General features: G+C 69.3%; 27 protein-coding genes and 1 pseudogene. 11 read left to right on the top strand and 17 right to left on the bottom strand.

What is annotated here, in order from left to right; translation table 11 throughout:
• Positions 1–204 precede the first annotated feature (204 nt).
• The gene (locus OG496_RS43120) at positions 205–1,116 is read left to right on the top strand and encodes a sulfite exporter TauE/SafE family protein (RefSeq protein WP_329552194.1); all 912 of its coding nucleotides are present in this window, start codon (positions 205–207) and stop codon (positions 1,114–1,116) included.
• A 212-nt stretch (positions 1,117–1,328) separates the two neighbouring features.
• Here the strand turns inward: OG496_RS43120 and OG496_RS43115 are convergent, their stop codons facing one another.
• On the bottom strand, positions 1,329–1,904 hold the full coding sequence (locus OG496_RS43115) for a TerD family protein (RefSeq protein ID WP_329552195.1): 576 nt from the start codon (positions 1,902–1,904) through the stop codon (positions 1,329–1,331).
• A 159-nt stretch (positions 1,905–2,063) separates the two neighbouring features.
• Between OG496_RS43115 and OG496_RS43110 the strand changes: the two genes are divergently transcribed.
• Positions 2,064–2,504 carry a sec-independent translocase gene (locus OG496_RS43110; RefSeq protein ID WP_329557521.1) on the top strand — a complete coding sequence of 147 codons (441 nt, stop codon included), beginning with the start codon at positions 2,064–2,066 and terminating at the stop codon, positions 2,502–2,504.
• A 67-nt stretch (positions 2,505–2,571) separates the two neighbouring features.
• Complete coding sequence (locus OG496_RS43105; protein WP_329552196.1) at positions 2,572–2,802, top strand: hypothetical protein; 231 nt, start codon at positions 2,572–2,574, stop codon at positions 2,800–2,802.
• A 19-nt stretch (positions 2,803–2,821) separates the two neighbouring features.
• Here OG496_RS43105 and tatA read toward each other — a convergent pair whose 3' ends face one another.
• The gene (gene tatA / locus OG496_RS43100; protein ID WP_329552197.1) at positions 2,822–3,112 is read right to left on the bottom strand and encodes a Sec-independent protein translocase subunit TatA; all 291 of its coding nucleotides are present in this window, start codon (positions 3,110–3,112) and stop codon (positions 2,822–2,824) included.
• Between the two features lie 259 nt (positions 3,113–3,371).
• On the opposite strand from tatA, the gene OG496_RS43095 reads away from it, so the two are divergent.
• Positions 3,372–3,905 carry a TerD family protein gene (locus tag OG496_RS43095; RefSeq protein ID WP_329552198.1) on the top strand — a complete coding sequence of 178 codons (534 nt, stop codon included), beginning with the start codon at positions 3,372–3,374 and terminating at the stop codon, positions 3,903–3,905.
• A gap of 226 nt (positions 3,906–4,131) precedes the next feature.
• Here the strand turns inward: OG496_RS43095 and OG496_RS43090 are convergent, their stop codons facing one another.
• The 4 genes from OG496_RS43090 to OG496_RS43075 all read right to left on the bottom strand — a co-directional run bounded on the left by OG496_RS43090 (position 4,132) and on the right by OG496_RS43075 (position 8,402).
• The gene (locus tag OG496_RS43090; RefSeq protein ID WP_329552199.1) at positions 4,132–4,794 is read right to left on the bottom strand and encodes a lytic transglycosylase domain-containing protein; all 663 of its coding nucleotides are present in this window, start codon (positions 4,792–4,794) and stop codon (positions 4,132–4,134) included.
• Between the two features lie 129 nt (positions 4,795–4,923).
• The gene (gene mgtA, locus OG496_RS43085; RefSeq protein ID WP_329552200.1) at positions 4,924–7,554 is read right to left on the bottom strand and encodes a magnesium-translocating P-type ATPase; all 2,631 of its coding nucleotides are present in this window, start codon (positions 7,552–7,554) and stop codon (positions 4,924–4,926) included.
• Positions 7,547–7,909: a metalloregulator ArsR/SmtB family transcription factor gene (locus tag OG496_RS43080; RefSeq protein WP_329552201.1), complete on the bottom strand. Its 363-nt coding sequence runs from the start codon at positions 7,907–7,909 to the stop codon at positions 7,547–7,549. Before OG496_RS43080 ends, mgtA begins: the two co-directional genes overlap by 8 nt.
• A gap of 49 nt (positions 7,910–7,958) precedes the next feature.
• Entirely contained in the window at positions 7,959–8,402 is a 444-nt protein-coding gene (locus OG496_RS43075; RefSeq protein WP_405974725.1) for a hypothetical protein, read from the bottom strand.
• Between the two features lie 147 nt (positions 8,403–8,549).
• Here OG496_RS43075 and OG496_RS43070 point away from each other — a divergent pair, with 147 nt between their 5' ends.
• Complete coding sequence (locus tag OG496_RS43070) at positions 8,550–8,816, top strand: GlsB/YeaQ/YmgE family stress response membrane protein (RefSeq protein ID WP_329552203.1); 267 nt, start codon at positions 8,550–8,552, stop codon at positions 8,814–8,816.
• A gap of 21 nt (positions 8,817–8,837) precedes the next feature.
• On the opposite strand, the gene OG496_RS43065 is transcribed toward OG496_RS43070, so the two are convergent.
• Together OG496_RS43065 and OG496_RS43060 are read right to left on the bottom strand one after the other, a co-directional pair.
• On the bottom strand, positions 8,838–9,422 hold the full coding sequence (locus OG496_RS43065; RefSeq protein WP_405974724.1) for a TerD family protein: 585 nt from the start codon (positions 9,420–9,422) through the stop codon (positions 8,838–8,840).
• A 25-nt stretch (positions 9,423–9,447) separates the two neighbouring features.
• Positions 9,448–10,023, bottom strand: coding sequence for a TerD family protein (locus OG496_RS43060; protein WP_329552205.1), 576 nt, complete (start codon positions 10,021–10,023; stop codon positions 9,448–9,450).
• Between the two features lie 166 nt (positions 10,024–10,189).
• On the opposite strand from OG496_RS43060, the gene OG496_RS43055 reads away from it, so the two are divergent.
• On the top strand, positions 10,190–10,579 hold the full coding sequence (locus OG496_RS43055; RefSeq protein ID WP_329552206.1) for a BlaI/MecI/CopY family transcriptional regulator: 390 nt from the start codon (positions 10,190–10,192) through the stop codon (positions 10,577–10,579).
• A gap of 6 nt (positions 10,580–10,585) precedes the next feature.
• Positions 10,586–11,518, top strand: a complete 933-nt coding sequence (locus OG496_RS43050; protein WP_329552207.1) for a M56 family metallopeptidase — start codon at positions 10,586–10,588, stop codon at positions 11,516–11,518.
• A 130-nt stretch (positions 11,519–11,648) separates the two neighbouring features.
• On the opposite strand, the gene OG496_RS43045 is transcribed toward OG496_RS43050, so the two are convergent.
• The 3 genes from OG496_RS43045 to OG496_RS43035 form a co-directional block, all read right to left on the bottom strand.
• Positions 11,649–12,104: a tellurite resistance TerB family protein gene (locus OG496_RS43045; RefSeq protein WP_365609924.1), complete on the bottom strand. Its 456-nt coding sequence runs from the start codon at positions 12,102–12,104 to the stop codon at positions 11,649–11,651.
• Between the two features lie 126 nt (positions 12,105–12,230).
• A complete protein-coding gene (locus OG496_RS43040; protein ID WP_405974723.1) occupies positions 12,231–12,863 on the bottom strand; it encodes a hypothetical protein in 633 nt (210 codons plus the stop codon).
• 913 nt (positions 12,864–13,776) lie between these two features.
• Positions 13,777–14,490, bottom strand: coding sequence for a sulfotransferase (locus OG496_RS43035; RefSeq protein ID WP_329552210.1), 714 nt, complete (start codon positions 14,488–14,490; stop codon positions 13,777–13,779).
• A gap of 723 nt (positions 14,491–15,213) precedes the next feature.
• On the opposite strand from OG496_RS43035, the gene OG496_RS43030 reads away from it, so the two are divergent.
• Positions 15,214–15,402, top strand: a complete 189-nt coding sequence (locus OG496_RS43030) for a hypothetical protein (protein ID WP_329552211.1) — start codon at positions 15,214–15,216, stop codon at positions 15,400–15,402.
• 328 nt (positions 15,403–15,730) lie between these two features.
• Positions 15,731–15,928 (top strand): annotated as a pseudogene (locus tag OG496_RS43025) (CorA family divalent cation transporter); the annotation flags it as partial.
• 119 nt (positions 15,929–16,047) lie between these two features.
• Here OG496_RS43025 and OG496_RS43020 read toward each other — a convergent pair.
• A complete protein-coding gene (locus tag OG496_RS43020; protein WP_405974722.1) occupies positions 16,048–16,428 on the bottom strand; it encodes a winged helix-turn-helix transcriptional regulator in 381 nt (126 codons plus the stop codon).
• A gap of 93 nt (positions 16,429–16,521) precedes the next feature.
• Between OG496_RS43020 and OG496_RS43015 the strand changes: the two genes are divergently transcribed.
• Positions 16,522–17,451, top strand: a complete 930-nt coding sequence (locus tag OG496_RS43015; protein WP_405974721.1) for an NADP-dependent oxidoreductase — start codon at positions 16,522–16,524, stop codon at positions 17,449–17,451.
• Between the two features lie 375 nt (positions 17,452–17,826).
• Here OG496_RS43015 and OG496_RS43010 read toward each other — a convergent pair whose 3' ends face one another.
• The 4 genes from OG496_RS43010 to OG496_RS42995 form a co-directional block, all read right to left on the bottom strand.
• A complete protein-coding gene (locus OG496_RS43010) occupies positions 17,827–19,095 on the bottom strand; it encodes a hypothetical protein (protein ID WP_405974720.1) in 1,269 nt (422 codons plus the stop codon).
• Positions 19,092–20,384, bottom strand: coding sequence for a glycosyltransferase (locus OG496_RS43005; protein WP_405974719.1), 1,293 nt, complete (start codon positions 20,382–20,384; stop codon positions 19,092–19,094). Before OG496_RS43005 ends, OG496_RS43010 begins: the two co-directional genes overlap by 4 nt.
• A 103-nt stretch (positions 20,385–20,487) precedes the next feature.
• Positions 20,488–21,018, bottom strand: a complete 531-nt coding sequence (locus OG496_RS43000) for a hypothetical protein (protein WP_405974718.1) — start codon at positions 21,016–21,018, stop codon at positions 20,488–20,490.
• Between the two features lie 10 nt (positions 21,019–21,028).
• Entirely contained in the window at positions 21,029–21,535 is a 507-nt protein-coding gene (locus tag OG496_RS42995; protein ID WP_366498111.1) for a SigE family RNA polymerase sigma factor, read from the bottom strand.
• Positions 21,536–21,764: 229 nt separating this feature from the next.
• Here OG496_RS42995 and OG496_RS42990 point away from each other — a divergent pair, with 229 nt between their 5' ends.
• On the top strand, positions 21,765–22,295 hold the full coding sequence (locus tag OG496_RS42990) for a hypothetical protein (protein WP_366498112.1): 531 nt from the start codon (positions 21,765–21,767) through the stop codon (positions 22,293–22,295).
• 3 nt (positions 22,296–22,298) lie between these two features.
• On the opposite strand, the gene OG496_RS42985 is transcribed toward OG496_RS42990, so the two are convergent.
• Positions 22,299–23,063 (bottom strand): class II aldolase/adducin family protein, encoded by a 765-nt coding sequence (locus OG496_RS42985; protein ID WP_405974717.1) that lies wholly within the window; start codon positions 23,061–23,063, stop codon positions 22,299–22,301.
• Between the last annotated feature and the right edge of the window lie 61 nt (positions 23,064–23,124).

Genomic DNA, 23,124 nt, shown 5'->3' with positions numbered 1-23,124 from the left:
GGTCGGGGACTGTGCCCCGAAGGGTCCGTCGATCTGGCGGACAAGATCAGTGCTCCTCTGGTGATGGTGGGATCCGTAAAACGATTCTGGGCACATCCGGGTTCCCAGAGCCACTGGTGACCTTCGCAGGTCACGCGTCGAGAGCGAAGATCGGACGACGCTTTCCACACCTTTCCCATAGGAAAGGTGTCTACGGTCGTGGACATGGATGTCTCCGCTCCGATCGTCGTCGCCGGAGCCCTGGTCGGGTTCGCCGTAGGACTCACCGGCATGGGCGGCGGGGCGCTGATGACCCCGATCATGGTGATGGTCTTCGGTGTGAACCCCACTGCGGCGATCGGCAGTGACCTGGCCGCCTCCGTGTTCATGAAGCCGTTCGGCGCGCTCGTGCACCAGCGGGCCGGCACCGTGCGCTGGGACATCGTGCGCTGGCTGCTGCCCACCGCCGTTCCGGCCGCGTTCGGCGGGGTCTTCCTGCTCCAGTTGTTCGGGGACGGGGACGCGCTGCAGCAGCGGGTCAAGTACGTCATCGGTACGGCGCTGCTGCTCGCCGTCGCGGGCATGCTCGTATGTCTGTGGCTGGACCGTCGGCGCGGCACCACCGCCGACGAGGACGCCCACGTGCCCGTCCGGCCGGTCGCGACGCTGCTGATCGGCCTGGTCGGCGGGGTCATCGTCGGCATGACCTCGGTGGGTTCGGGCTCCCTCATCATCGTCATGCTGATGCTGGCCCACCCCCGCCTGAAGGCCAACCACCTCGTGGGCACGGACCTCGTCCAGGCCATCCCCCTGGTGGCCGCCGCCGCACTGGGACACCTGCTGATCGGGGACGCCGACCTCGGCCTGGCCGCCACGCTGCTCATCGGCGCGATCCCCGGAGTGGTCCTGGGCGCCGTCGCCTCCACCCGCGTCACCGGACCCGCGGTGCGCTGGGCCCTCGTGGTGCTGCTGACCGGCTCCGGGCTGTCCATGCTCAAGGCGTCGTCCCCCGTCATCGTGTGCGCGTGCCTGGGGATGGCGGCGATCGGCATCGTCGTCACCGCACGCGGCCGACGCTCCACGCCGACCGCACCGAGCACAGTCCACGAGCCGGAGAGCGAACACGCCGTCAGCTGACCCGCACGCCGCGCCACGACTCCCGGCGCGAGCCAGGTCATCGGCATCCCGCCGGAACGCTCAGGAGTTCGTGGTTCCATCGCAGGCACAGAAGCGGAGTGGACTGAGAGAGCCCGGTCCAGGGGTGTGTTCGGTCCACCTCGCGGGGAAGACATCGGGGCGACGCTGTGCACCGTCTCCGTCTCCGTGCGACAACGGCGCTTGGAGCAGCGTCAGACGTTGACGCCGAAGTCGGACGCGATACCCGCCAGTCCGGAGGCGTAACCCTGGCCGACCGCGCGGAACTTCCACTCGCCGCCGTGCCGGTACAGCTCGCCGAAGACCATCGCCGTCTCCGAGGAGGCGTCCTCGGAGAGGTCGTAGCGGGCGATCTCCCCGTTGTTCGCCTGGTTCACCACCCGGATGAAGGCGTTGCGGACCTGCCCGAAACTCTGTCCGCGCGCTTCCGCGTCGTGGATGGACACCGGGAACACGATCTTGTCGATCTCGACGGGTACGCCGGCGAGGTTCACCTTGATGCTCTCGTCGTCGCCCTCGCCCTCACCGGTGAGGTTGTCGCCGGTGTGCTCCACCGAGCCGTCCGGGCTGCGGAGGTTGTTGTAGAAGACGAAGTGCTGGTCGGAGACGACCTTGCCCGACGCGTTCAGCAACAGCGCGGAAGCGTCCAGGTCGTAGTCCGCACCGGTCGTGGTGCGAACGTCCCAGCCCAGCCCGATCAGCACAGCGCTCAGCCCCGGCACCTCCTTGCTCAGCGACACGTTGCCACCCTTGCCCAGGGAAACTCCCACGGCTCTTTCCTCCCGACTGTGGGCCGTCCGTACGTCACTGGGTTCCAACGCGGAACCGACCACGACGGTTCCGACACTTGCGCAATAGTTGAAGTAATGTCATACAGACGGGCCCCGGCAGCAGGCGATCCGGGCGGTGCGGACAGCGAGGAGCGGCGGATGTTCCCGGACGTAGGGCTGCCGGAACTGGTCACACTCGCGATCCTGGTCGTCCTGCTCTTCGGCCCGGACAAACTGCCGGAGATCATTCAGAACGCGGCGGAGTTCATCCGCAAGGTACGGGCGTTCTCCGACAGCGCCAAGGAGGACATCCGCTCCGAACTGGGCCCGGATTTCAAGGACTTCGAGTTCGAGGACCTGCACCCGAAGACGTTCGTACGCAAGCACGTCCTGGACGGCCACGACATCGGCCGCGATCTGGGCCTGGACGAGATCCGCAGCGCCCTGGATCCCAGGAAGGACCTGACGGAGGTGGCCGACGCCGTACGAGGTGCCGCACACGACACGGAACCGCAGGCGGCGGCACCCCAAGTGACGCTCGAAAAGGCCGACCGCCCGCAGGAGTCCGCGCACTCCGCCTTCGACCCCGATGCCACCTGAGACACCTCGCCGTCACGTGATCCACTTCACGAAGATCAAGCAGTTGCGCAACCTTTAAACTTTAGCTGTGGAAAACAGCGGCACGACGAACTGGGAAATCGCGGTGCTGGACGGAGGTCCCGCCGACGGACTGAGGACACGCGTCATCGACCGGCCTCGGGTGGTCCAGGTGACATACCCCTGCCCCACGGACGGCCTGGAAGGCGATGTGCGCGCGGAGGCTCTGTATCTCTACCGCCTCGACCCCGGCGTGACGAGCGAGCCTCTCCGCTACGGCTTCGATGTGGCGAGCCCCTGACGGACTCGGGCCGCGCGATTCAGCCAGCAGTAGTGGCACTCTCGGAGACCGGCCGGGCCAAGGTGGCATCGCCCGGGGCGGACTGGACGAGGCGCGCAGCCGACGTGTCGGACGCGGAAGCGGTGTCGGACCGCTCGGCGGGAGGCTGGGAGGCGCCCTCGTCCTTCATCGCCTTGGCCTCGCTCTTGAGGATGCGCATGGACTTGCCCAGTCCGCGGGCAGCCTCAGGGAGCTTCTTCGAGCCGAACAGCACGATGATGACGATCGCCACGACCAGCAGGTGCCACGGTTCCAGTCCGTTGCGGAGCATCCCGCCCACCCCATTCTCTTGTCCGGACGGCGTGGTCCATGGACACGAAGCACCGTCAGTCATGATTGCTGTCTTGCGCAACTTTACAACCATGGGATGGGATCAGCGGTCCCCTTGATCCGCCGCAGAATGAACAGTTCCGTCGCCTGACTCCTGGGGTACATCTCCCTTCCGTGTATGTGGAGATGAGTATCGACCTGCGGGATCAGGCACAACCTTGTCCGCGCCCAGCGGGCCGATTCGGGAGAGGCAGCAGCCGGTGAGCAGCGTCAGCAAGGGACTCGGGAAGGCCGAAGTGAGGCTCAAGTGGGACCCGAGTCCTTGGAGCCGGCCGCCTCACCATCTCGACATCATCGCCACGACCTACTCTGCGGACGCCCCCTACGGGCAGCCGGTGTACGTCGTCCGCTACGACAGTCGCTCGCCGGACGGGACCATCAACATGCCCCGGCACAGCGAGACCGGGATGGGTTTCGGCTACGTGGAGGTGATGGTCCTGGACCTCGACCGCCTGGCGCCTTCCTTCGTACGGGTGGTCGTAGGGGTGGCGATCCACCAGAGCACCGGCCCCAAGACCTTCGGCGACATAGTGAACGCGGGGGTGCTGGTGGTCGAGGGGTACCAGAAGCTGCTGGAGGACGACTTCGCTCAGGTCGCCGGGTCCACCGCTACGACGGTCGCGGAGTTCACCAGGGATTCCTCCGGTGCGTGGGAGTTCCACGCGATGATCCGGGGATCCGACAGCGACCCGGTGGGGTTCACCGCGGAGATGGGCAGCGCAGGACAGCTCTGACCAAGAAGGAGCGTGATGAGCCACAGAGTGGGTCTTCGTGCGATCGCCACCATCGGGGCATTTTCTGTCGGCGGCGGCCTTGCAGTACTCCTTCTCAAGGATTCCGGGATTCTTCGGAATCCGACGCTTGCATGGGCGCTCTGGTGGGGACTTACGGCCTTCGGCGCGGGGGTTGCAAGCCGACCGCGGGGATGATTCCGGCATCGGTCCGAGAAGGATGAGGGACTCACCCGCCGACTACTTTCCCCGCCTTGGCCCAGTTGGTGTGCAGCTGGCTCAGGTACGACTGCGCCTGGCTGCCCGGTGTCGCACCGCGCGCGAAGGCGAGCATGTTGCTCGCGCCGGTGTTGTAGCCGAGTGCCAGCAGTTCGTCCTTGCTGAGGGAGCCGTGCCAGGTCGGGGGCAACTGCTCCGCCAGGTCGTGCAGGTACCAGGCTTCGGCCTCGATGGCGAGGTCACGGTCATCGGGCAGTTCGTCCCAACGCCGACCGGCGAAGTCCCTGCCCTTCTTGACCTCGTCGAAGGTCGCGCGATGCATGTTCGCGATGCCGAAGGCCGCGTCCGGCTTGTACTTCTGCCAGGCCCGCTCGAAGGCCGCGTCATGCGGCTTATACGCCTCGTTGTAGAGGATCGCTATCACCAACTGGGCGCTGACGTGGGCCTGTTGGGCCCGAGTGCGGACCTGGGACGCATAGGCGGCGGGATCGTACGACGAGGCGGTCGCTGAAGCCGATGGACTGGCAGAGCCGGTCGACGAGGCCGACCTGGACGCCCCGGCCGAGGGTGGCGTGGCGGCCTGCGGGGTGTCGGCCGCACGCACGATGACGTAGACGACGACCGCGAAGACCGCCAGCGTGAGCCACCGCCGCCGTGCCCGGAGTTCAGCCATCTCCCGCCTTCTCTCAGGACGGCTTGCACGTCCAGGACCCGAAAGTACCGGCAAACCCTTCTACAGCAGGTGGATTAAGGGCCGTGTGAAGCATCGAACGCCCGGCCACAGCGACCGGGCTCACGACTCTCACCGGTGATCGGTCAGGCGCCGTTCGTCCCGCGCCCTGACCGCCATCAACCCGGCGGTATAGAGGACGAGAACCGCGGCCAGCAGCAGGTAGTAGAGAGCCGGCAACGGTGTGAGGCCGAGCAGCGAGCCAAGCGGGGAAACCGGCAGCAGCAGTCCTACAGCGGTCAGCGTGGCTGCCGCCCAGCCGATCGGCCCCGGTTTACGGCCCTCGGCCGCGTGCCGTCCAGAGCGCAGCAGCGTCATCACCAGGGCCTGGGTGATCAGGTTCTCGGTGAACCAGCCGGAGTGGAACACCGCCGCGTCATCCAGGCCGTCGGGTCCGTGCAGAGCGAGGGCGAGCACGCCGAAGGTGGCCAGGTCGGCGCAGGCGTTGAGGACACCGAAGCCGGTGATGAAGCGCAGCAGGTCGCGGGGGCGCAGCACGGTCGGCCGGTGCAGCACCGACGGATGCGGCCGGTCGTAGGCGAAGGCGAGCTGGGCGGCGTCGAAGCACAGGTTCTGCGCGAGCACCTGGGCCGGGAGCATCGGTAGGAAGGGCAGGAGGAGGCCGGCGGCGAGCATCGCGATGACGTTGCCGAGGTTCGAGGAGAGCGTGATGCGCAGATACGTTGTGATGTTGCCGCCCGCGTACCGTCCCGCCGCGATGCTGTGGCCGATCGCGGTGAGGTCCTTCTCGGCGAGGACCACGTCGGCGCTCTCCCGGGCGACGGCAACGGCCTCGCGCGGGGCGATGCCGACGTCGGCGGTGCGCAGGGCGGGCAGGTCGTTGACGCCGTCGCCGAGGTAGCCGACGGTGTGGCCGCTCGCGCGCAGGGCGGCGGCGATACGAGCCTTGTGTTCGGGGGCGCAGCGGGCGAAGACGGTGGTGCGGACGGCGACTTCGGCGAGTTCGGTGTCGTCGAGACGGTCGACACGGTCGGCGGTCAGGACGCTGTCGGAGGGCGCGGCGATCCCCAGGTCGCGGCAGACCCGGGCGGCTGTGCCGGGGTGGTCGCCGGTGAGGATCTTGACGGTGACGCCCCGGTCGGCGAGGACTTTCAACGCGTCGGCGGCGGTGGGCGTGAGGGCGTCCTCGAAGGTGACGAACCCCCGGAAGGACAGGCCGCGTTCGTCGGCCGGTGTGTAATCACGGGTGCGGGCAGGAGCTTCGGCGACGGCGACCGTCAGCACCCGCAGGCCGTCGTCCGCCAGCTCGGCGGCGAGGGCGAGCAGCCGTTCGCGGTCCGCCCGCGCCAGCGCACAGCGTTCCAGTACGGCCTCGGCGGCTCCCTTGGCGACCAGCGTGTGCGTGCCGAGCCGGCCCGGTGTGCGGACGACGGCGGTGGCGAGGCGCCGTACCGGATCGAAGGGGAGGGCGGCCAGCCCGTCGTACGCCATGGGGTCGTCCTCGTCGACGGCGTCCAGGACCGCTTCGTCGAGGGCGTCCGGCGTGGGCAGGTCGGCGAGTTGGAGGGTCCACCAGGCGTTCACCGCGGCCCAGCGGAGTACCTCGGGGTCGTCGCGCCCGTCGGGGCCGAGGGCGCGGTGGAGGACCGGCCGGTCCTGGGTGAGGGTGCCCGTCTTGTCCAGGCACAGTACGTCGACCGCGCCCAGGTCGTGCAGCGCGGGCAGCCGCTTGACGATCACGCCATGGGTGCGGGCCAGCAGTGAGGCGCCGCGCGCCAGGCAGGTCGTGACGATGACCGGCAGCATCTCCGGGGTCAGCCCGACGGCAACCGCGACGGCGAACGGCAGCGTCTCCAGGCCCCGGTCGCGCAGGGCCGCGTTGGCCATGAGGACCAGCGGCGGGGTCAGCAGCATGAACCGGATGAGGATCCAGGAGATGCCGTGCACCGAGCGGTCGAAGGCGCTCGCCTCACGCCGGTCGCCCCTACGGCCGTGGACGGCGGCAAACCGTGTCCGCGCACCTGTCGCCACGATGACTGCGGTGGCGCTGCCAGAGGCAACACTGCTGCCCTGGAAGCAGAGTTGGGGCCGGTCGAAACCTCCGTCGTCGGCCGCCGCATCGGCGGCGTCCTTCGCGACCGGCGCCGACTCGCCCGTGAGCACGGCCTGTTGCACAGTCAGGCCCTGCGTACGCAGCAGCCGTACGTCGGCCGGAACGAGATCGCCCGGGCCGAGACGGATCACGTCGCCGGGCACCAGCTCGTCCACGGGAATCTCCCGGACGTCCGGCGGCGCGGCCTCGTCTGTGCGGCGCAGGACGGTGGCCGTGGCGGCGACCAGCTCGCGCAGCGCGGCCATGGACCGGTCGGCCCGGTACTCCCCCGAGGCGCGCAGCACGCAGCTCACCGCTACGAGCAGCAGGATCACGCAGGCGGTGCCCCAGGAGGCGACGGCCGCCGACACCAGCCCAAGACACAGCAGCACGGCAGTGAACGGATCGCGGAGACTGCACAGCAGCACCCGCGCCCAAGAGGCGCCCCGGTGGTCCGGCAGCGTGTTCGCCCCGAAGCGGACCTGCCGCTCCTCGGCCTCCGTCTCCGTCAGACCGCGCGGCCCGCTGTCCAGCCGCCGCAGCGTCTGCAGCACGGTCGGCACGCCTGGTTCCGGACCGGCTTCGCTGAGCACAGGCTCGGGAGCGAGTGGTCCGGCGTCCGGTTCCGGGGCCGCGGTGGTGTCAGCCACCGGTCCCGCGCAGGGTGCGCACGGGTGCGTACGCACCCTCGGCACGCGCGGCCAGCTGTCCGACCATCACCCGGACCACGGTCACCACGTCGGGGTTGTCGACGAAGTAGATCTGGCGCCGGCCCTCCCTGCGGGAACGTACGAGGCCGGCGAGCTTCAGCTTCGCCAGGTGTTGGCTGACCGCGGGCAGGGCACCGCCCACCCGGTCCGCGAGGTGGGTGACATCGCTCTCGCCCTGGGCCAGCGCCCACATGAGGTGCAGCCGTGCGGCCGATGCCAGCAGGCCGAAGGAGGCCGCCGCCTCCGCCAGCACCTCGGCGGACGGATCCTCGAAGCCACCGATGTCCGCTGCCACAGCCCTCTCCCGTCCCGCCCTGATCGTCACGCGCCGTACCCGCGCGGCTTCAGTCTAGGTGTCCGGCCGCGCCCGTCCGGGCACCCACGGGATGGGGCGGCCGGCGAAACGACCGGTGCAGTGGAGCCGCCATCGCAAGGACGAAGAGTCCGAAGAGTGTGATCGCCGACAGTCCGACCGGCTGGAGGTAGCCGAGCGGGTGACGCAGGACGTCGTCCCAGTTCTCCCACCAGTTCGCGGTCAGGTCCGCCGCCATGATGGTGGCGCCAAGGGGCGGGCCCACCGGGTGCGCCAAGGCGACCCCCACGGCGGCGAGCAGGTCGAGCACGACCAGGGAGTGAAAGAGCAGTTGGCTCGGCAAGGGCCAGTAGCGATACGCGTGCAGCCCTCCCCTGATCACGTCGTAGGCGTGCGACCCACTCCCCTCCACGAAGCCGATGACGTACACCGCCGCCACCCATCGCGCCCAGCGCGGCTGCATCCCCCATCGCATGCCGCCCACCCTAAGCACATGACCCAACACCCCAGGAGCGAGAGGCGTCTGCCCGGTTCCGCAACCGCAGCCACACGGAATCGCGTCTTCCGCAACGCCTATAGGGTTGCGCAATCGAGCAACTGACATCTTCTGGAGGACAACGACGTGGGCATCATCGGCTGGATCATCCTCGGTCTGCTCGCCGGAGGTATCGCCAAGATCCTGCTTCCCGGCCGCGACCCGGGCGGCCTGATCGGTACGACCGTCATCGGCGTCGCGGGCGCCTTCGTGGGCGGCTGGATCTCCGCCCGGTTCCTCGACCGCCCGGTGGAGAAGCAGTTCTTCGACCTCTACACCTGGGGTGCGGCGATCGGTGGCTCCCTCGTACTGCTCATCGCCTTCCGCCTGCTGTTCGGCAACTCCCGGGACTGACCACGCAGTCCGGCGTCACCGTCACAGGTGGGCGGCGACGGCGGGCAACAGATCCTGGAACGTACGACCGGCCGCGGGCTCGCCGAGCGCCTTCAACTGCCAGCCGCCGCCGTCGCGGTACAGCTTCGCCATGATCTGCGCCGTGTACGTGCCACCGCCGCTGAGCGTGTAGCGGGCCAGTTCCTGCCCGGTGGTCTCGTCGATCAGACGACAGAAGGCGTTCTGCACCTCGGCGAAGGTCTGCCCGGTGAACGAGTTGACCGTGAAGACGATCTGGTCGATGTGCGCGGGGACGCGACCGAGGTCCACCAGGATCGACTCGTCGTCGCCACCGGCACCGGCGCCTCCGACCAGGTTGTCCCCGGTGTGGCGGACGGATCCGTCGTCGCTCGTCAAATGCTGGAAGAAGACGACCTCGACCGGCTCACGGCCGGCGAAGAGCAGTGCTGAGGCGTCCAGATCGATCTCGCGCGGGCCGGCCAGCTTGGCCAGGAAACCCTTGCGTGGTGCGGCCTGCCAGCCGAGCCCCATGCGTACGGAACTCAACGTGCTGCCATCGGACTTACTCAGGCTGATCTGCTGGCCCTTGCCCAGGTTGACCGACATACGTGGCCTCTCCTCCTACTGGTTCTCAGACACCGACGCCGAAGTCGGCGGCGATCCCGGCCAGCCCGGACGCGTACCCCTGGCCGACGGCACGGAACTTCCACTCCGCCCCGTTGCGGTACAGCTCGCCGAAGACCATCGCGGTCTCGGTCGACGCGTCCTCGGACAGGTCGTAGCGGGCGAGTTCGGCGCCGCCGGCCTGGTTGACGACGCGGATGAAGGCGTTGCGGACCTGGCCGAAGCTCTGGCTGCGGGACTCGCCGTCGTGGATCGAGACGGGGAAGACGATCTTGTCGACATCGGCCGGTACGGCGGCGAGGTCCACCTTGATGGACTCGTCGTCGCCCTCGCCCTCACCGGTGGTGTTGTCGCCGGTGTGCTCCACCGAGCCCTCGGGGCTCTTGAGGTTGTTGTAGAAGACGAAGTGCTGGTCGGAGATGACCTTGCCCGAGGCGTTGAGCAGCAGCGCCGAGGCGTCCAGGTCGAAGTCGGTGCCGGTCGTGGTGCGCACGTCCCAGCCCAGGCCGACCAGCACGGCCGTAAGCCCCGGTGCCTCCTTGCTCAGCGAAACGTTGCCACCCTTGGACAGGGAAACACCCATGATTCGTCCCTCCACGCATACCTACGGTCCGGATCCGCGGCCGGACCCAACCAAAAATCTACAACACTGTAGAAATAATCGACGGGGACGGCGCGGCCGTATGGCACCGCGTCGATACGATGGGACGATCGCGACCCTGCGGTGGCACACAGGAGGGAGACGGAGCGTGGCGAGACCGGATCCGCGCCCTCAGCGCCGGGCGCAGGGCGAGTTGGAGACACAGGTGCTCACCGTCCTGCACGCGGCCGACGTACCGGTGACCGCGGCCTGGGTGCAGGAGCGCCTGGACGCCGAGCTCGCGTACACGACCGTGATGACCGTGCTGAGCCGGCTGCTGGAGAAACAGGCCGTGACCCGGGTACGCGAGGGCCGCTCGTTCGCCTGGTCGCCGGCCGCGGACGAGGCGGGGCTCGCCGCACTGAAGATGCGCAAGGTGCTCGACCGCGAGCAGGACCGCCGGGCGGTGCTGGCCAGTTTCATCACCGCCCTTCCGGAGGACGACGAGCGGTTGCTGCGCGACCTGCTGGACCAGGCCACCGACGAGTCGGCGGGCTGACGTCCCGTGGGCGTCTTCGTCTTCCTGCCGCTCGTCCTGCCGTTGACGGCCTGGCCGATCGCCCACCTCGCCACCCAGCACCTGCATCCCCGCACCGCCACGGGCCTGTTGAGCGCCATGGCCGCCGTCATGGCCCTGTGCAGCACGCTGTGCCTGGGCCTGTTGATGGTGGTCGGCACCGCCCAACTGCCGGGCAATCCGCTGCCGGACGGCTGGTCGGACCCCGAGGTGCGGGAGAGCGTGCCCCACGACGAGATCGTGGGGAAGGCCGCGATTCCCGTCCTCCTGGCCGTGGTCATGGGCTGCGCCCGAACTCTCTTGCGCCACTGCCGAGTTCGGCACCGGGCCCACGCGGCACTCGCCGGCCTGCGGGCCACCTCGGTCGCGATCCTCCCCGACGACGAGCCGTACGCCTACGCCCTCCCCGCCGGCCCACGCGACCGCATCGTGGTGACCACCGCCCTGCTCGCCTGCCTCAACTCCCGTGAACGCCGAGCCCTGTTCGCCCACGAGCGGGCCCACCTCACCGCCCGGCACCACCGCCACCTGCTGATCGTCCAACTGGCCGCCCGCGCCAACCCGTTCCTGCTGCCGCTGCGTACGGCGGTCTCCTACGTCACGGAGCGCTGGGCGGACGAAGAGGCAGCCCGGGCGGTCGGCAGCCGCAAGGCCGTGGCCCGCGCGATCGGCAAGGCGGCCCTCGTCTCCCGCGCCACGCCGACACCGACGCTCGCGGCCCTCGCGGCGCCGGGCCCGCTCCCCCGCAGGGTCGCCGCCCTGCTGGCCCCGCCGCCCCCGGCACGCACCTGGCCACCACTCTTCACCGCCGTGAGCCTGGCGCTCTGGAGCGCGGCGGCGGGCGCCGCCCTGTCCGCGACGCTCTCCGCGAACTCGGCCGTGACCCTGCTACTGCTGCTGCACGCGGCGACCCCGCTCTAGGCACAATGGCCGCACGGCCGACAAGCGGCACGGAAGCGGGGCATGGACCGGGAGTCCGGCGCATCCCAGTCGTGGCCGACAGGGGACATCTCCCGTCGACCACGGCGTTGTTCCGCTCAGAGAGACCGGATCACAGGTCGAACTCGTGCGGCGGCAGCCCCAGCGCGAAGCAGGCGTCGCGGACGACGGCCCGCTCGGTGGCGTCGAAGTCACCGTCGGCGCCACCGATGACGATGCCGATCTGGATGACGGCACGCGCCTCGGCCGGCTTCTTCTTCGCCTTGGCGATCTCCTGCAACACGCCCACTTTGCCGAAGTCGAAGTCGGCGGTCAGCTTGTTGAGGTTGTCGTCGAAACGGCGCTGCAGGTCGGCGGCCGGGAAGTTCTGCAACACCTCGTTGCTGAAGATGAGTTGGGCGACGCGCTGGCGCTCGGACGGGTCGATCTTCCCGTCGGCGGCGGCGACGAGCGCGCACATCGCCATGCTCGCGTCGCGGAACGCCCCGCTCTTCAGGTCGTTCTTCTTCGCCACCAACTGGGTCTGCATCGTCGACGCGGACTCCTTGACGCGGTCCCACAGTGCCATGCCGTCTCCCATTGTTCCGGGGCCGCCCAAGCCGCGTACGAGGAGGACCGGACGGCCGTCCCACTTCTTATATCTACAGCGTTGTAGAAGATATCAGGACGGATACGCGGCCCACCCCCGCACGGGTCAATGCGCCGGATGACCGCGCCGTTTCACGACGCTCGACTCCTCGATGCGCTCCAGGAGGAACGGCACGATTCCCCACTCCAGCAGGGCCAGTTCCCACTCCTCCCGCGTCCACCCGCCCTCGGGTTCCCTACCGGCGGACGACCCGTGGTCCGCGTCGCAGCGGTCGCGGGCCGCCGCCATGAGCGACCAGACGAAGTCACCCACTGCCGCACCGGCAGCAACGGCCCCGGCGATCATTCCCGCCGTGATCAACCCGTCGCCGACATAGGGCCGCCCGCCAAAAGCACGCAGACTGAAGCCGACCGCCAGCAACACCGCTGCGACGACAGCCACCAGAGCGAGTACGGCCACGAGCCAGCCGCTACGGCGCATACCAGCCGCATCCCGGGAAGCGGTTCTGCGCCAGCCGTCCTGCACACCTCCGGCTGCCAGGTAATCGCGATACCTGACGTCGACAACGTCACCGATGGCGGCACGCGCCTGGAGCGCCTGCGTACGCAGGCGCTCGCGATCAAACGCCTCCCCGGCACGGTCCAGGGCTTCCCCGACCGGTCCGGAGTTGAGAGCCCGGTCCAGGATCAGCTCGAAGGCGACGCGGGCGTCCGCTCCCGAAGGCGCAGGATCCGGCATGCATCTCCCCCGATGAACGAAAACCTGCGGCAGCTGGAACCGACCGCATCCGCACGAGCGGTAAGGGGTTGGAGAGTGTAATGGTTCTCGGCTTGCGCAACCTACAAAGGATCTGGCCGATGGGCGGCGCAGGCGTCGGGCCCGACCCTCAACGGGGAAGTTCCATCCTGGCGGTGCTGGTCACCGAGTCGGAGTAAGGCCGCAGCGAGGGCCTCCTCGCCCACTGCCAGAGCGGCCGGCGTGCGCCTGCGGTGCAGCACCAACCCAGTGACGTAACCCCGCCGTTCCAGCCGATATTCAACCGGCCACCGGCGCAACCGAGTATCTGCCGTGGGACGTTCCGCCCCTGGCCTTGAGTTCGTGAGAGAACCCTCCAACCGATCAGCGGTGTTGCAACATCTGCAGTTCTCAGATTTCCCACGCCCGACGGTCAACAAGCAGCCGGAACCCACGAAGCTCGGGGACCATCAGGTCGGCAGGTCTGGCGCTCAGCTGGTCGCGAGATGACGGTGCGAGACCCGCGCAACAGCCGTATCCCTGCGCGTTGGTCGATCCCGCCCAACGAGAAGCGTGTGCACCGCAGTTGCCGAATCCGCCGGACCTTCCCGCCCCGCCGCGGAAACCTCGATATACCGCGTACCGCTCGCCTCGTGGCGCGTACGCACAGCGGCCGCACCCTCCGCAGCGCACGGAACGATCGCCACAACGCCGTTGCGAGCCAACACCTCGGCCATCACGCCCGTACGTTCGAGGTCTGCTCCGAGGCCGCCGAACCGGTCAAGCACCTCTACCCGGCGCTGCTCGGCCAGCAACCGCTCAGCCAGAGCGTAGGCAGCGGCCAGCCGATCGGCCGCCTGCTGCCCAGTCACCCACACCGTGACTCCCGGACAGGTACATCGGCATTTCAGGTCGCTCAACACGGATACCCCCAGGCACGGGTGATGTCGCGCAGCCCGGACGGCACGTTCGCTGCATCCGGCAGTTGCCGCGCTGTTTGAATCTTTCCCGACTTGATGTTGTCGCTCCAGTCACCGATGAAGGGTACGAACGGCCCGTGATCACCGCTGCTGTAATCGAGCATCGCCGCCGTCCACCGCACACCGAGATACGCGCAGATCTCCCGCGTGACCTCTTCCGGCCGCTCGGTCAGCTCCTCGTAGCGGACCGTGATTCCGTCCAGCTCTCCTCGGGCCGCCTCGACCGCGTCGACGTACATGCGCACCTCACGTACGGTCGCCTCCAGATCGCGGTCCGGACGGTTGTTGATCAGCGAGCTCACCATCGACGCCGGGTGACGCAGCAGGAAGATGTACCGAGCGTTGGGCCAGCCCTCATGCAGCCGCTCCCAGAACCCCGCGTTGCCGGGTGTCTTGTCCACGATGACCTGCTTGCCGCTGCGCACCAGCTCCCGATGCAGGATGCGATCCCACAGCAGGTACTCCAGCTCCCGCTGATCGAGGCCGAGTTGGGCCATGGCCTTCGAGGTGTACGGCTTCGTGAGGCTGACCGCCAGGGTGCGCAGGTGCATCTCGTGCGGGGCGCGGATCTGCGGGTGACTGTTGAGCAGGACCCGCAGCAACGTGGAGCCCGAGCGCACGGAGGAGAGGACGAACACCGGGGCCGACACGAGCCGATCTGGCGCCTGGCCCACCGGAGGTTCGGCCGGCTTCCGCATCCGCCGCCGTACCGCGCCTGCAACACGGCGCACCCCCGGACCGCTCAAGCCCATCGCGGTGCCTCCCTGACCTGTCCCGGTGTGCGGAGCCTTACCCTCCCGTTGAATGCTTGACCATACCGATACACCCCCCTGGTTTAGCCATGGACAGCCGATGAGAATCCCATGGGACAAACGCGATGACGGAAATGGCATGACAGGTCGGTCAGTACGTGGGCCCCAGCCCGGAGCGCGCTGCGGCGGCGAGGCCAGTCGACGCCTTCTCCCTTAAGGCCGGTTTTCGGCAGGGGCACAGGAACGCTTCCTGGAGGACCTCTATCCCGCACGACGTGGGATGGTCACTCTGCGCACCGCATGCGAGGGGACTCCCCTACCCAGACGGCCTGGTTGACGCGCAACAGAGGTCCGCAGGCGATCCGCATGGTCGGCGCGTGCCCTCTCTGACAGCCTCGGCTGAGGCTGTCAGAGAGGGCACGCGCATCCGCCGCGGGACTCACCGCCTTCGCCGACGACGGGAACTCCACAGCCCCGCACCTCACCACCCGCCAGGGGAGCCGCCGCTTCTTCGCCGGCATCGCCCACGCGGCTACGGGAAGCGTCCAGGATGCCAAATGCACTCTCCTCGGCATCCCGTTCGTCGGCACCGACCATGTCTTCCGACTCAACGGAACACGTGTGGAGGCATTCTCCGGGGTCCACGCGGACCTCTTCGATCACCTGAACCACGGCCGCCTGGAGCAATACCGCAGCGACGTCCACGCTCTGCGCTCCGCGTGGCCTTCGGACACCTGGGACGAGGAGTGGGACGGTCCCGTCTCGATACACCACGACGGCTCCGTCCTGGCCATTCACCTGCTGCCCTGACCAGTGGTCCGCCGGTAAGCGGGCCACCGTAATCCAGAGGTCATGGAGGGACGGGCAAAATATGCAGCAGAGACTGCCGACGGTTTCTGGATCGGCCGTCGGCAGTAGCGGTCTGTGATCAACAGGCCAATCGAAGGGGTCCACGCAGTGCGTCCCACTGGCCACTCGCGGAGCGGTTCCCTGGGGAGAATCTGGGGAGTACGAGCGGCTCTGGGGAGCGCATGGGGAGAATCGACCGCGTAACTGGATGCGAGCTTGAAAGGCCCAGAAAGCCGAATCGGCCCAGGCCAGAGCCCCATGCAGTGACATCACCGCAGGTCAGCGCCCCCAAGTAGACAACTTCAAGAAGATTTCTTCTTGGGCGGCGATTCTGTTCGCGCCAACGCTGGTCGGGACGATCTACGGGATGAACTTCGATCGGATGCCGGAGTTGCACTGGGTGCTCGGGTATCCCTTCGCCATCATCCTGATGGCGGTCGTATGCACCAGTCTGTACGTCATCTTCAAGCGGAAGGACTGGCTCTGAGTGGGCGGTGCGTGAGGCGCTCGTGGTCGTCGCGGGGACCACCACCTGTGACAGGTCGTCCAACGCGTCCAGAGCCTGCAGACCGAGCGCGGCCGGGTCGATACCGGCCAGCGGGGGACTCAGCCGTCAGGGGTGACCGGCGCGGGATCGGCGTCGAGCGCGTCGAGTACCGCGTCGCCGTTCGCCCTCGCCCACTCGGTCAGCGTGTGGATCGGGTCGAGCAACGTCGCGCCGAGCGGGGTGAGTTCGTACTCGACGCGGGGTGGCACCTCGGCGTAGGCGTGGCGGCGGACGAGGCCGTGCGCCTGGAGGCGGCGGAGGGTCTGGGTGAGCATCTTGCGGGAGATGCCGCCGATCAGGTCGATCAACTCGCCATGGCGCACCGGGCCCTCGCTGAGGCCGTAGAGCACGACCGCCGTCCACTTGTCGGCGATCAGCTCGACCGTCAGACGTGCCGGGCAGTCGGCGAGAAAGGGACCGCCGGGACCGAAACCGCTCATGGCGCCAAGGTACCCGCTGAGGTACCTGCCGGTTCCTGTCGGAAACCTAGCCTGGGTGTTCTCCCCCGTTTCCCATCCAAAGCCAGGAGAGTCATGCGCGTCATCACCCAGCAGTCGCTCGGCGGTCCCGAGGTGCTCACCATCGTGGACGCGCCCGAGCCCCGGCCCCTCCCGACCGAGGTTCTCGTCCGCGTCAAGGCGATCGGGCTGAACCCGTTGGAGGCGCGGCTGCGCGCCGGCGAGTTCCCGCTGATCGGCCGGCCGCCGTTCGTCCTCGGCTGGGACATCAGCGGCGTGGTCGAACAGGCGCCGGGGACTTGGCGGTTCAGGCCCGGCGACGAGGTGTTCGGGATGCCGCTGTTCCCGCGGGCGGCGAACGCGTACGCCGAGGTCGTGTCGGCGCCGGCGTTGCACCTGGCCCGCAAGCCGGCGTCGCTCTCGCACGTCGAGGCGTCGGCGCTGCCGGTCGTCGGGCTGACGGCGTGGCAGGGTCTCGTCGACCTCGCCCGTGTGAGCGAGGGCGACCGCGTCCTGGTCCACGGCGGTGGTGGCGGGGTCGGCCATGTCGCGATCCAGATCGCGAAAGCGCTCGGCGCGTACGTCGTCGCGACCGCGGGCGGGAGCAAGCGGGAGTTCGTCGAGGGGCTCGGCGCCGATGAGGTGATCGACTACACGGCGGTCGACTTCGCCGACGCCGTCCGTGACATCAACGTCGTGCTCGACACGATCGGCGGCGACACCGTCGAGCGGTCGCTCGACGTGCTCCGCCCCGGCGGTCACCTGGTGACGGCAGTCGCCGAGGACGATCCGGAGCTCATCGCCAGGTACGAGGCGGCCGGCATGCGCTTCAGCGGTATCGCGGTCGACCCCGATCCGATCGCCCTGCGAGGTCTCGTCGAACTCGTCGAACAGGGCAGGCTCCGGGTCCACGTGCAGGAGACGTTCCCGTTCGAGCGCGTCGCGGACGCGCACCGGCTGCTCGACGCCGGTCACCTCCAGGGAAAGCTCGTCCTCACCGTCTGATCCAGTCGGGGGCGCCTCGCACGAGCGTGGCCCCACTGGAGATCCGCGACGCAGCGGCTCGGCTCTTCATGCAGCGACGGATATCCGCGGTCGCCCTCACTGGCGGCTCGGCGGCCGGCATGGTCGTGGCGTGGGCGGGGGCGGGGGGGGAGAGACCGGATGGGTTCCGTCGGCATCGGCCGGCCGGACGCGACCGCGTTGGCGGAGCTGATCCGGACGCACCAGGTCTCCGCGGTGGAAGTGACGCGGCAGTGCCTGGAGCGTGTCGATGGGATCGCCCCCGCTCAACTCCGTCGTCACGGTCCTGGCCGATCAGGCGCTCGCCGGTGCTCCTGCCCCGGCCGGCGAACGGCGAGCAGTCACGACAGAGCGCGCCTACGGCACCCCCGCCTCGAACAACACGTACCCGGCATACGATCCCGACGCGACCGCCGCGATCCCCAACAGCAGGCACAGCATGGGCAGTTGGAGGGTGCGGAGCTTGACGGCCAGCGGGATGAAGAGGGGGAAGCACGGGAGGAGATAGCGGGAGACGTTGCCGAAGATCTGCTGGCTGCCCAGGACCAGGGCGAGAGTGAGCAGGGTGTAGACGGTCAGGACGGCCGGTGGGCGCAGGCGGATCAGGAGGGGGATCAGGAGTGCGGCCAGGAGGACGACGGCCACGCCGATGGTGTCCTCGAAGGGGAACGCGGACAGGTAGTCGAAGTGGCCGACCGCCACGGAGCTGAAGACGTCGACGGTGTGCTTGCCGTAGTCGAAGCTGTGCGCCCAGGCGCCGCTCTGGAGCTTGAAGTAGCCTGCCAGATCGCCCATTTCATTGCCGACCCAGAGGAGGTAGCCGATCAGGCCGAGCGGTGCGATCGCCATCGCGATCCATGGGCCCGCGAGGTTCTCCCGGCGGCGGTGGAGCGTCTGCAGCGCGGCGACGGTGAGCGCGGCGATGAGCGCCACGGCCGTCGGACGGTTGAGGCCGGCGGCGAAGGTGAGGACGCCCGCGGTGAGCCAGCGGTCGGTCATGACGGCGTGGCAGGCCCAGACCGCGAGGGCGATGTAGAGCGACTCCGAATACGCCGACCACTCCATGCCGGAGCCGGGCCAGACCGCCCATAGGCCGGCCGCAGCCAACCCGGCTCGTCTGCCTCCGAACCTCGCGGTGACGGCGTAGATGCCGAGCGCCGCCGCGAACGACGCCACGACCGACACCAGCATCCCGGAGCCGTACAGCCCCAGGCCCGTGGCGTCGGAGACGAGTCGCATCGTCGCCGGGTAAAGGGGGAAGAAGGCCGCCGAGTTGCCTTCGAGGGTGATCAGGCCGGTGGCGCCGGGGACTTGGACGAGCGCGGGGTGGTAGCCGTGTGCGGCGATCTGCTGGTACCACCAGCCGTCCCACGTCGCGAGTACGTCCCAGGCGTGTGCGCCGCCGCCGAAGCGCGGGTTCCTCGTCCGGAAGCCGCCGTCGGAGTCCAGCAGGTACATGAACACGGAGAAGCCGATGAGCTTCAGCACGCCGTACAGCGCGAGCACCGGGCCGTAGTGGCGGGCCGTGCGGCGCAGATACGTGCCAACATCCCGGTACGGGACGGGTGTTGAGGTTTCCAGGGAGGTTTCGGAGACGGGCGGGGTCAGCGTCGTCGTATCGCTCATGTCGTCGTCGCCCCCGTCTCGCCGCGGCGCCCGGCCGGGAACACCCAGGCCCGAAAGAGCAGGAACCGTACGAGAGTTGCCGCCAGGTTGGCGGCTACCAGGACCCCGACCTCCGTGGTGCGCGCGGGAGTTGGGGTGGTGTGGTGCAGGAGGGCCAGGGAGCCGCTGGTGAGGGCCAGGCCGACCGTGAAGACCAGGAGGCCCTGGGCCTGGTGGCGGAGGGCGTCGGCTCGGCCGCGTAGTCCGAAGGTCAGACGGCGGTTCGCGGCCGTGTTCGCGAGGGCGCAGAGCAGCAACGCCAGCGCGTTGGCGGCCTGTCCGCCCGCCGCCGGGCGCAACGCGACGTACAGCAGGACGTATCCGACGGAGCTGACCGCTCCCACAGCGGCGAAGCGGAGGAGTTGGGCGGCCAGGCCGGCCGAGCGTGAGCCGTCGGCGGCGGCCCGGCGCAGGCCCGCCGTCGGGAGCGTGCCGCGGGCCAACTCCCGTCCTATGCGGGCGATTCCGCGCAGGTCGGCCAGTGCCGTGGACAGGATGTCGACCCGGCTGTCGGGGTCGTCCACCCAGTCGACCGGCACTTCGTGGATGCGCAGTCCGGCTCGTTCGGCGATCACCAGCAACTCGGTGTCGAAGAACCACCCCGAGTCCTTCACCAGGGGCAGCAGCCGCTCGGCGACATCACGCCGTACCGCCTTGAAACCGCACTGCGCGTCGGAGAAGCCGACCGCGAGGGTGGACCTCAACAGGGCGTTGTAGCAACGGGAGATGGCCTCCCGCTTGGGGCCGCGCACCACCCGGGAGCCGCGGGCCAGCCGGGTGCCGATCGCGATGTCGGAGTGGCCGGAGATCAGCGGGGCGACCAGCGGCAGGAGGGCCGCGAGGTCGGTCGACAGGTCCACGTCGACGTAGGCGAGCACGGGTGCCCGTGACCCGGACCAGGCCGCGTGCAGGGCCCGGCCCCGGCCCTTCTCGGCGAGCCGTAGCCACTCCAACTCCGGTAGTTCGGCGGCCAGTCGGGCCGCTATGCGCGGAGTCTCGTCCGTGCTGGCGTTGTCCGCGACCGTGATGCGGAACGGGTACGGGAACGTCTCCGACAGGTGTGCGTGCAGCCGCCGTACGCTCGGTTCGAGGTCCTTCTCCTCGTTGAACACGGGGACGACCACGTCGAGGACCGGCTCGCGGTGGTGTGCCGACACCGGTGTGCGGAGCGGTAGTTGACTCGTCGAACCCGTCTGGCTCGCCGAACCTGCCCGGCTCGTCGAACCCGTCCGGCTCGTCAGTATCGTCATGTTCTGTCCTGGTCTGTGGACTGCCGCAGGGCGTGCGGGATCACCTGCGGGCGCCATGCCGCAGCTGGGGCTTACGGGTTGGGGTGGTCCCGGGCGGGACGGGTCAGCCGGAGCCGGTCGGGCCCACGGTCGCGGAGGACTCCGTCGCCGGCGGTGTCGTGGTCGTACTCGTCGAAGTGCCGTGCCCCGTGGACGTGTTGGCCGTCCCCGTACTGGAGGGCGGCGGGGCCGTGTCCGTCATGGTCGGGTCCGAGGACGAGGCGGTCGAACTCCCGGTCGGGGTCGCGGTCGGTGTGGTGGGCGGCAGGGTGGTTCGGGTGGGTGTCGGGCTCGTGGTGGCGCTCGGGGGCGTGTCCGGTGTGCGGCTCGGGGTGGCGGTCGGGAGCGTCGGGGTCACGACCGGGCCGGGCAGCGGGGCCTGCGGTCTGTCGTCCACCTGGTCGTGGGGCAGCAGGAAGAAGCCGAGGCCGATCCCGGCGACGGCCAGCGCGGAGCCGACCGCCTTCTGTGCCACGCGGACGCGGCGCCTGGCCCGTACGCCGGAGCGGAGTCGGGTCTGGTGCCTCGGTTCGAGGGGGGTCGTTTCCTCGGCGTCGCGCATCATCCGCGCGAGCTCCCGCTCGAAGTGGTCCATCAACTCCCCCTCATCCCACCGGTTCGATGACATCGCCGAGGATCCGGCGCAGCCGCGCCACGCCCCGTGACGCATGGGACCGGGCGGTGCCGACCGGACACCCCAGCACTTCGGCGACCTGCCGGTCGGGCAGGTCCTGGTAGTAGCGCAGGACCACGGCGGCCCGTTGCGCGGGCGGCAGTTGGGCCAGCGCCGCCTCCAGCCGCGAACGCTCCGCCACTACGGCGGACACGTCCCCGGCCTCGGCGCGGTCGGGCAGCTGCTCGACCGGGCGCTCACCCCACCAGCGCCGCCGCGCGGAACGGGCCGCCGCCCGCGCCAGGATCCTGCGGACGTACGGCTCCGGTGCCTCCTCCGCGATTCTCGGCCAGGCGAACCAGAGCTTGACCATGGCCTCCTGGAGGAGGTCCTCGGCGCGGTGCCGATCGCCTCCCACGAGCAGACAGGCCAGATGGAACAACGCCGACCAGCGTGCTGCCACGAACCCGTCGAACCCGTCGGCCCGACTCTGTTCCATCCGTACCGTCCACCGTCCCCGTCGCGGGCGAGCCCCTTACACAGAGAGAAAGGCCGTGGACCCCGTACTGCGCTGCACTTCGGGGCTGTGATCCGGGTTACACCCCGTTCCGGGGCGTGGGTGGTCAAGAGTGCGTCATGTGCGGTGCCCGGCTGAGAGGGGCGGGGTCGGCAGCCGTATGGGGAGGGCGAACAGGCAGTACGTACGACTCCCGACGAAGGGCACCTCCTTGATCCCGCGACGCATTGTCCTGAGCCTCGTCGCAGGCCTCGCCTCCACGCTGTTGCTGGGGGCGTGCAATTCCTCGGACAGCGCTGGTTCCGGCGGCGCGGACACGGTGGCCGCGTCGGCTCCCACGAGCCCCGCGCCGGTCGCCTCGACGCCGGGTGCCACGGCCACGGCGTTCACCGTGTCGGCCAGGACGGTCGAGGGGGTGGGCACCGTGGTCACCGACACCAACGGGATGACTCTCTACCGCTACGACAAGGACGAGTCGAACCCCTCCAAGTGGACGTGCAAGGGCGCGTGCGTCAAGACGTGGATACCGGTGATCGTGCCGGAGTCCGTACAGACGTCGGGAGTGGGGCGGAGCCTCCTCGGCACGGTCCACCGCGACGGCGAGCCGCAACTCACCCTCGCTGGCTGGCCGTTGTACCGGTACATCGGCGACACGGCGGCCGGCCAGGCGAACGGCCAGGGCAAGGACGGCGCCTGGCACGCCGTGGCCCCGACCGGAGAGAAGGCCGCCGCGACGGGCTGACCCTCAGTCCTGGTAGTCGGGGGCGACGCGCTCCACGAGCCGGAGCAGCGCCGCCCACGCGAACTCGTACGCCTTGTCGTCCTGGAGGTCCGAACTGCCGTCCTCGCCGGCGAGTTGACGGGCGGTCAGTTCGCAGACGTCGGGGCTGGGGACGACCAGCGGGGTGCCCGCCGCGGTCGCCGCGGTCTGGATCTCGCAGGCCTTGTCCAGGTAGTACATGCGCAGGAACGCCTGGGCGGGGGTCTCTCCCACGGTGAGCAGGCCGTGGTTGCGGAGGATCATCGCGGGGTGGCGGCCCAGGTCGGCGACCAGGCGCCGCTGTTCGGCGAGGTTGAGGGCGACGCCTTCGTAGTCGTGGTAGCCGAGCCTGCCGTAGAACTCCATGGAGATCTGGTTGAGCGGGAGCAGGCCGTGTTCCTGGGCGGCGACCGCGCAGCCCGCCCTGGTGTGGGTGTGCAGGACGCACTGAGCGTCGGGGCGGGCCGCGTGGACGGCGCTGTGGATGACGAAGCCGGCCGGGTTGACCGGGTGCGGGGAGTCCTCGACGGCCCGGCCGGACAGGTCGATCCTGACGAGGTTCGACGCGGTGATCTCCTCGAAGAGAAGGCCGTACGGGTTGATCAGGAAGTGGTGTTCGGGGCCCGGAAGGCGGACCGAGATGTGCGTGAAGATCAGGTCGGTCATCCGGAAGTGCGCCACAAGCCGGTAGACCGCGGCGAGTTCGCGGCGCAGCCGGAGTTCTTCCGAGGAGACAGTGGTGGCGTACATGGGGACCCTTCGATGAGATACGGCACGTGCGGGTGCGGGTGGGCGCTACCGGACCAGCGGG

This window comes from Streptomyces sp. NBC_00988 (assembly GCF_045162645.1).
Classification (GTDB): Bacteria; Actinomycetota; Actinomycetes; order Streptomycetales; family Streptomycetaceae; genus Streptomyces.
Note: the sequence above shows the minus strand (reverse complement) of the source record. Positions and strands in the feature narration are given on the sequence as shown.

Bases quoted from the DNA above. Each gene is read 5' to 3' on its own strand.
- OG496_RS43120 (WP_329552194.1), top strand. From the start codon at position 205: ATGGATGTCTCCGCTCCGATCGTCGTCGCCGGAGCCCTGGTCGGGTTC.
- OG496_RS43110 (WP_329557521.1), top strand. From the start codon at position 2,064: ATGTTCCCGGACGTAGGGCTGCCGGAACTGGTCACACTCGCGATCCTG.
- tatA (WP_329552197.1), bottom strand. From the start codon at position 3,112: ATGCTCCGCAACGGACTGGAACCGTGGCACCTGCTGGTCGTGGCGATC.
- OG496_RS43090 (WP_329552199.1), bottom strand. From the start codon at position 4,794: ATGGCTGAACTCCGGGCACGGCGGCGGTGGCTCACGCTGGCGGTCTTC.
- OG496_RS43075 (WP_405974725.1), bottom strand. From the start codon at position 8,402: ATGCGATGGGGGATGCAGCCGCGCTGGGCGCGATGGGTGGCGGCGGTG.
- OG496_RS43065 (WP_405974724.1), bottom strand. From the start codon at position 9,422: ATGTCGGTCAACCTGGGCAAGGGCCAGCAGATCAGCCTGAGTAAGTCC.
- OG496_RS43060 (WP_329552205.1), bottom strand. From the start codon at position 10,023: ATGGGTGTTTCCCTGTCCAAGGGTGGCAACGTTTCGCTGAGCAAGGAG.
- OG496_RS43045 (WP_365609924.1), bottom strand. From the start codon at position 12,104: ATGGCACTGTGGGACCGCGTCAAGGAGTCCGCGTCGACGATGCAGACC.
- OG496_RS43040 (WP_405974723.1), bottom strand. From the start codon at position 12,863: ATGCCGGATCCTGCGCCTTCGGGAGCGGACGCCCGCGTCGCCTTCGAG.
- OG496_RS43020 (WP_405974722.1), bottom strand. From the start codon at position 16,428: ATGAGCGGTTTCGGTCCCGGCGGTCCCTTTCTCGCCGACTGCCCGGCA.
- OG496_RS43015 (WP_405974721.1), top strand. From the start codon at position 16,522: ATGCGCGTCATCACCCAGCAGTCGCTCGGCGGTCCCGAGGTGCTCACC.
- OG496_RS43010 (WP_405974720.1), bottom strand. From the start codon at position 19,095: ATGAGCGATACGACGACGCTGACCCCGCCCGTCTCCGAAACCTCCCTG.
- OG496_RS43005 (WP_405974719.1), bottom strand. From the start codon at position 20,384: ATGACGATACTGACGAGCCGGACGGGTTCGACGAGCCGGGCAGGTTCG.
- OG496_RS43000 (WP_405974718.1), bottom strand. From the start codon at position 21,018: ATGGACCACTTCGAGCGGGAGCTCGCGCGGATGATGCGCGACGCCGAG.
- OG496_RS42995 (WP_366498111.1), bottom strand. From the start codon at position 21,535: ATGGAACAGAGTCGGGCCGACGGGTTCGACGGGTTCGTGGCAGCACGC.
- OG496_RS42985 (WP_405974717.1), bottom strand. From the start codon at position 23,063: ATGTACGCCACCACTGTCTCCTCGGAAGAACTCCGGCTGCGCCGCGAA.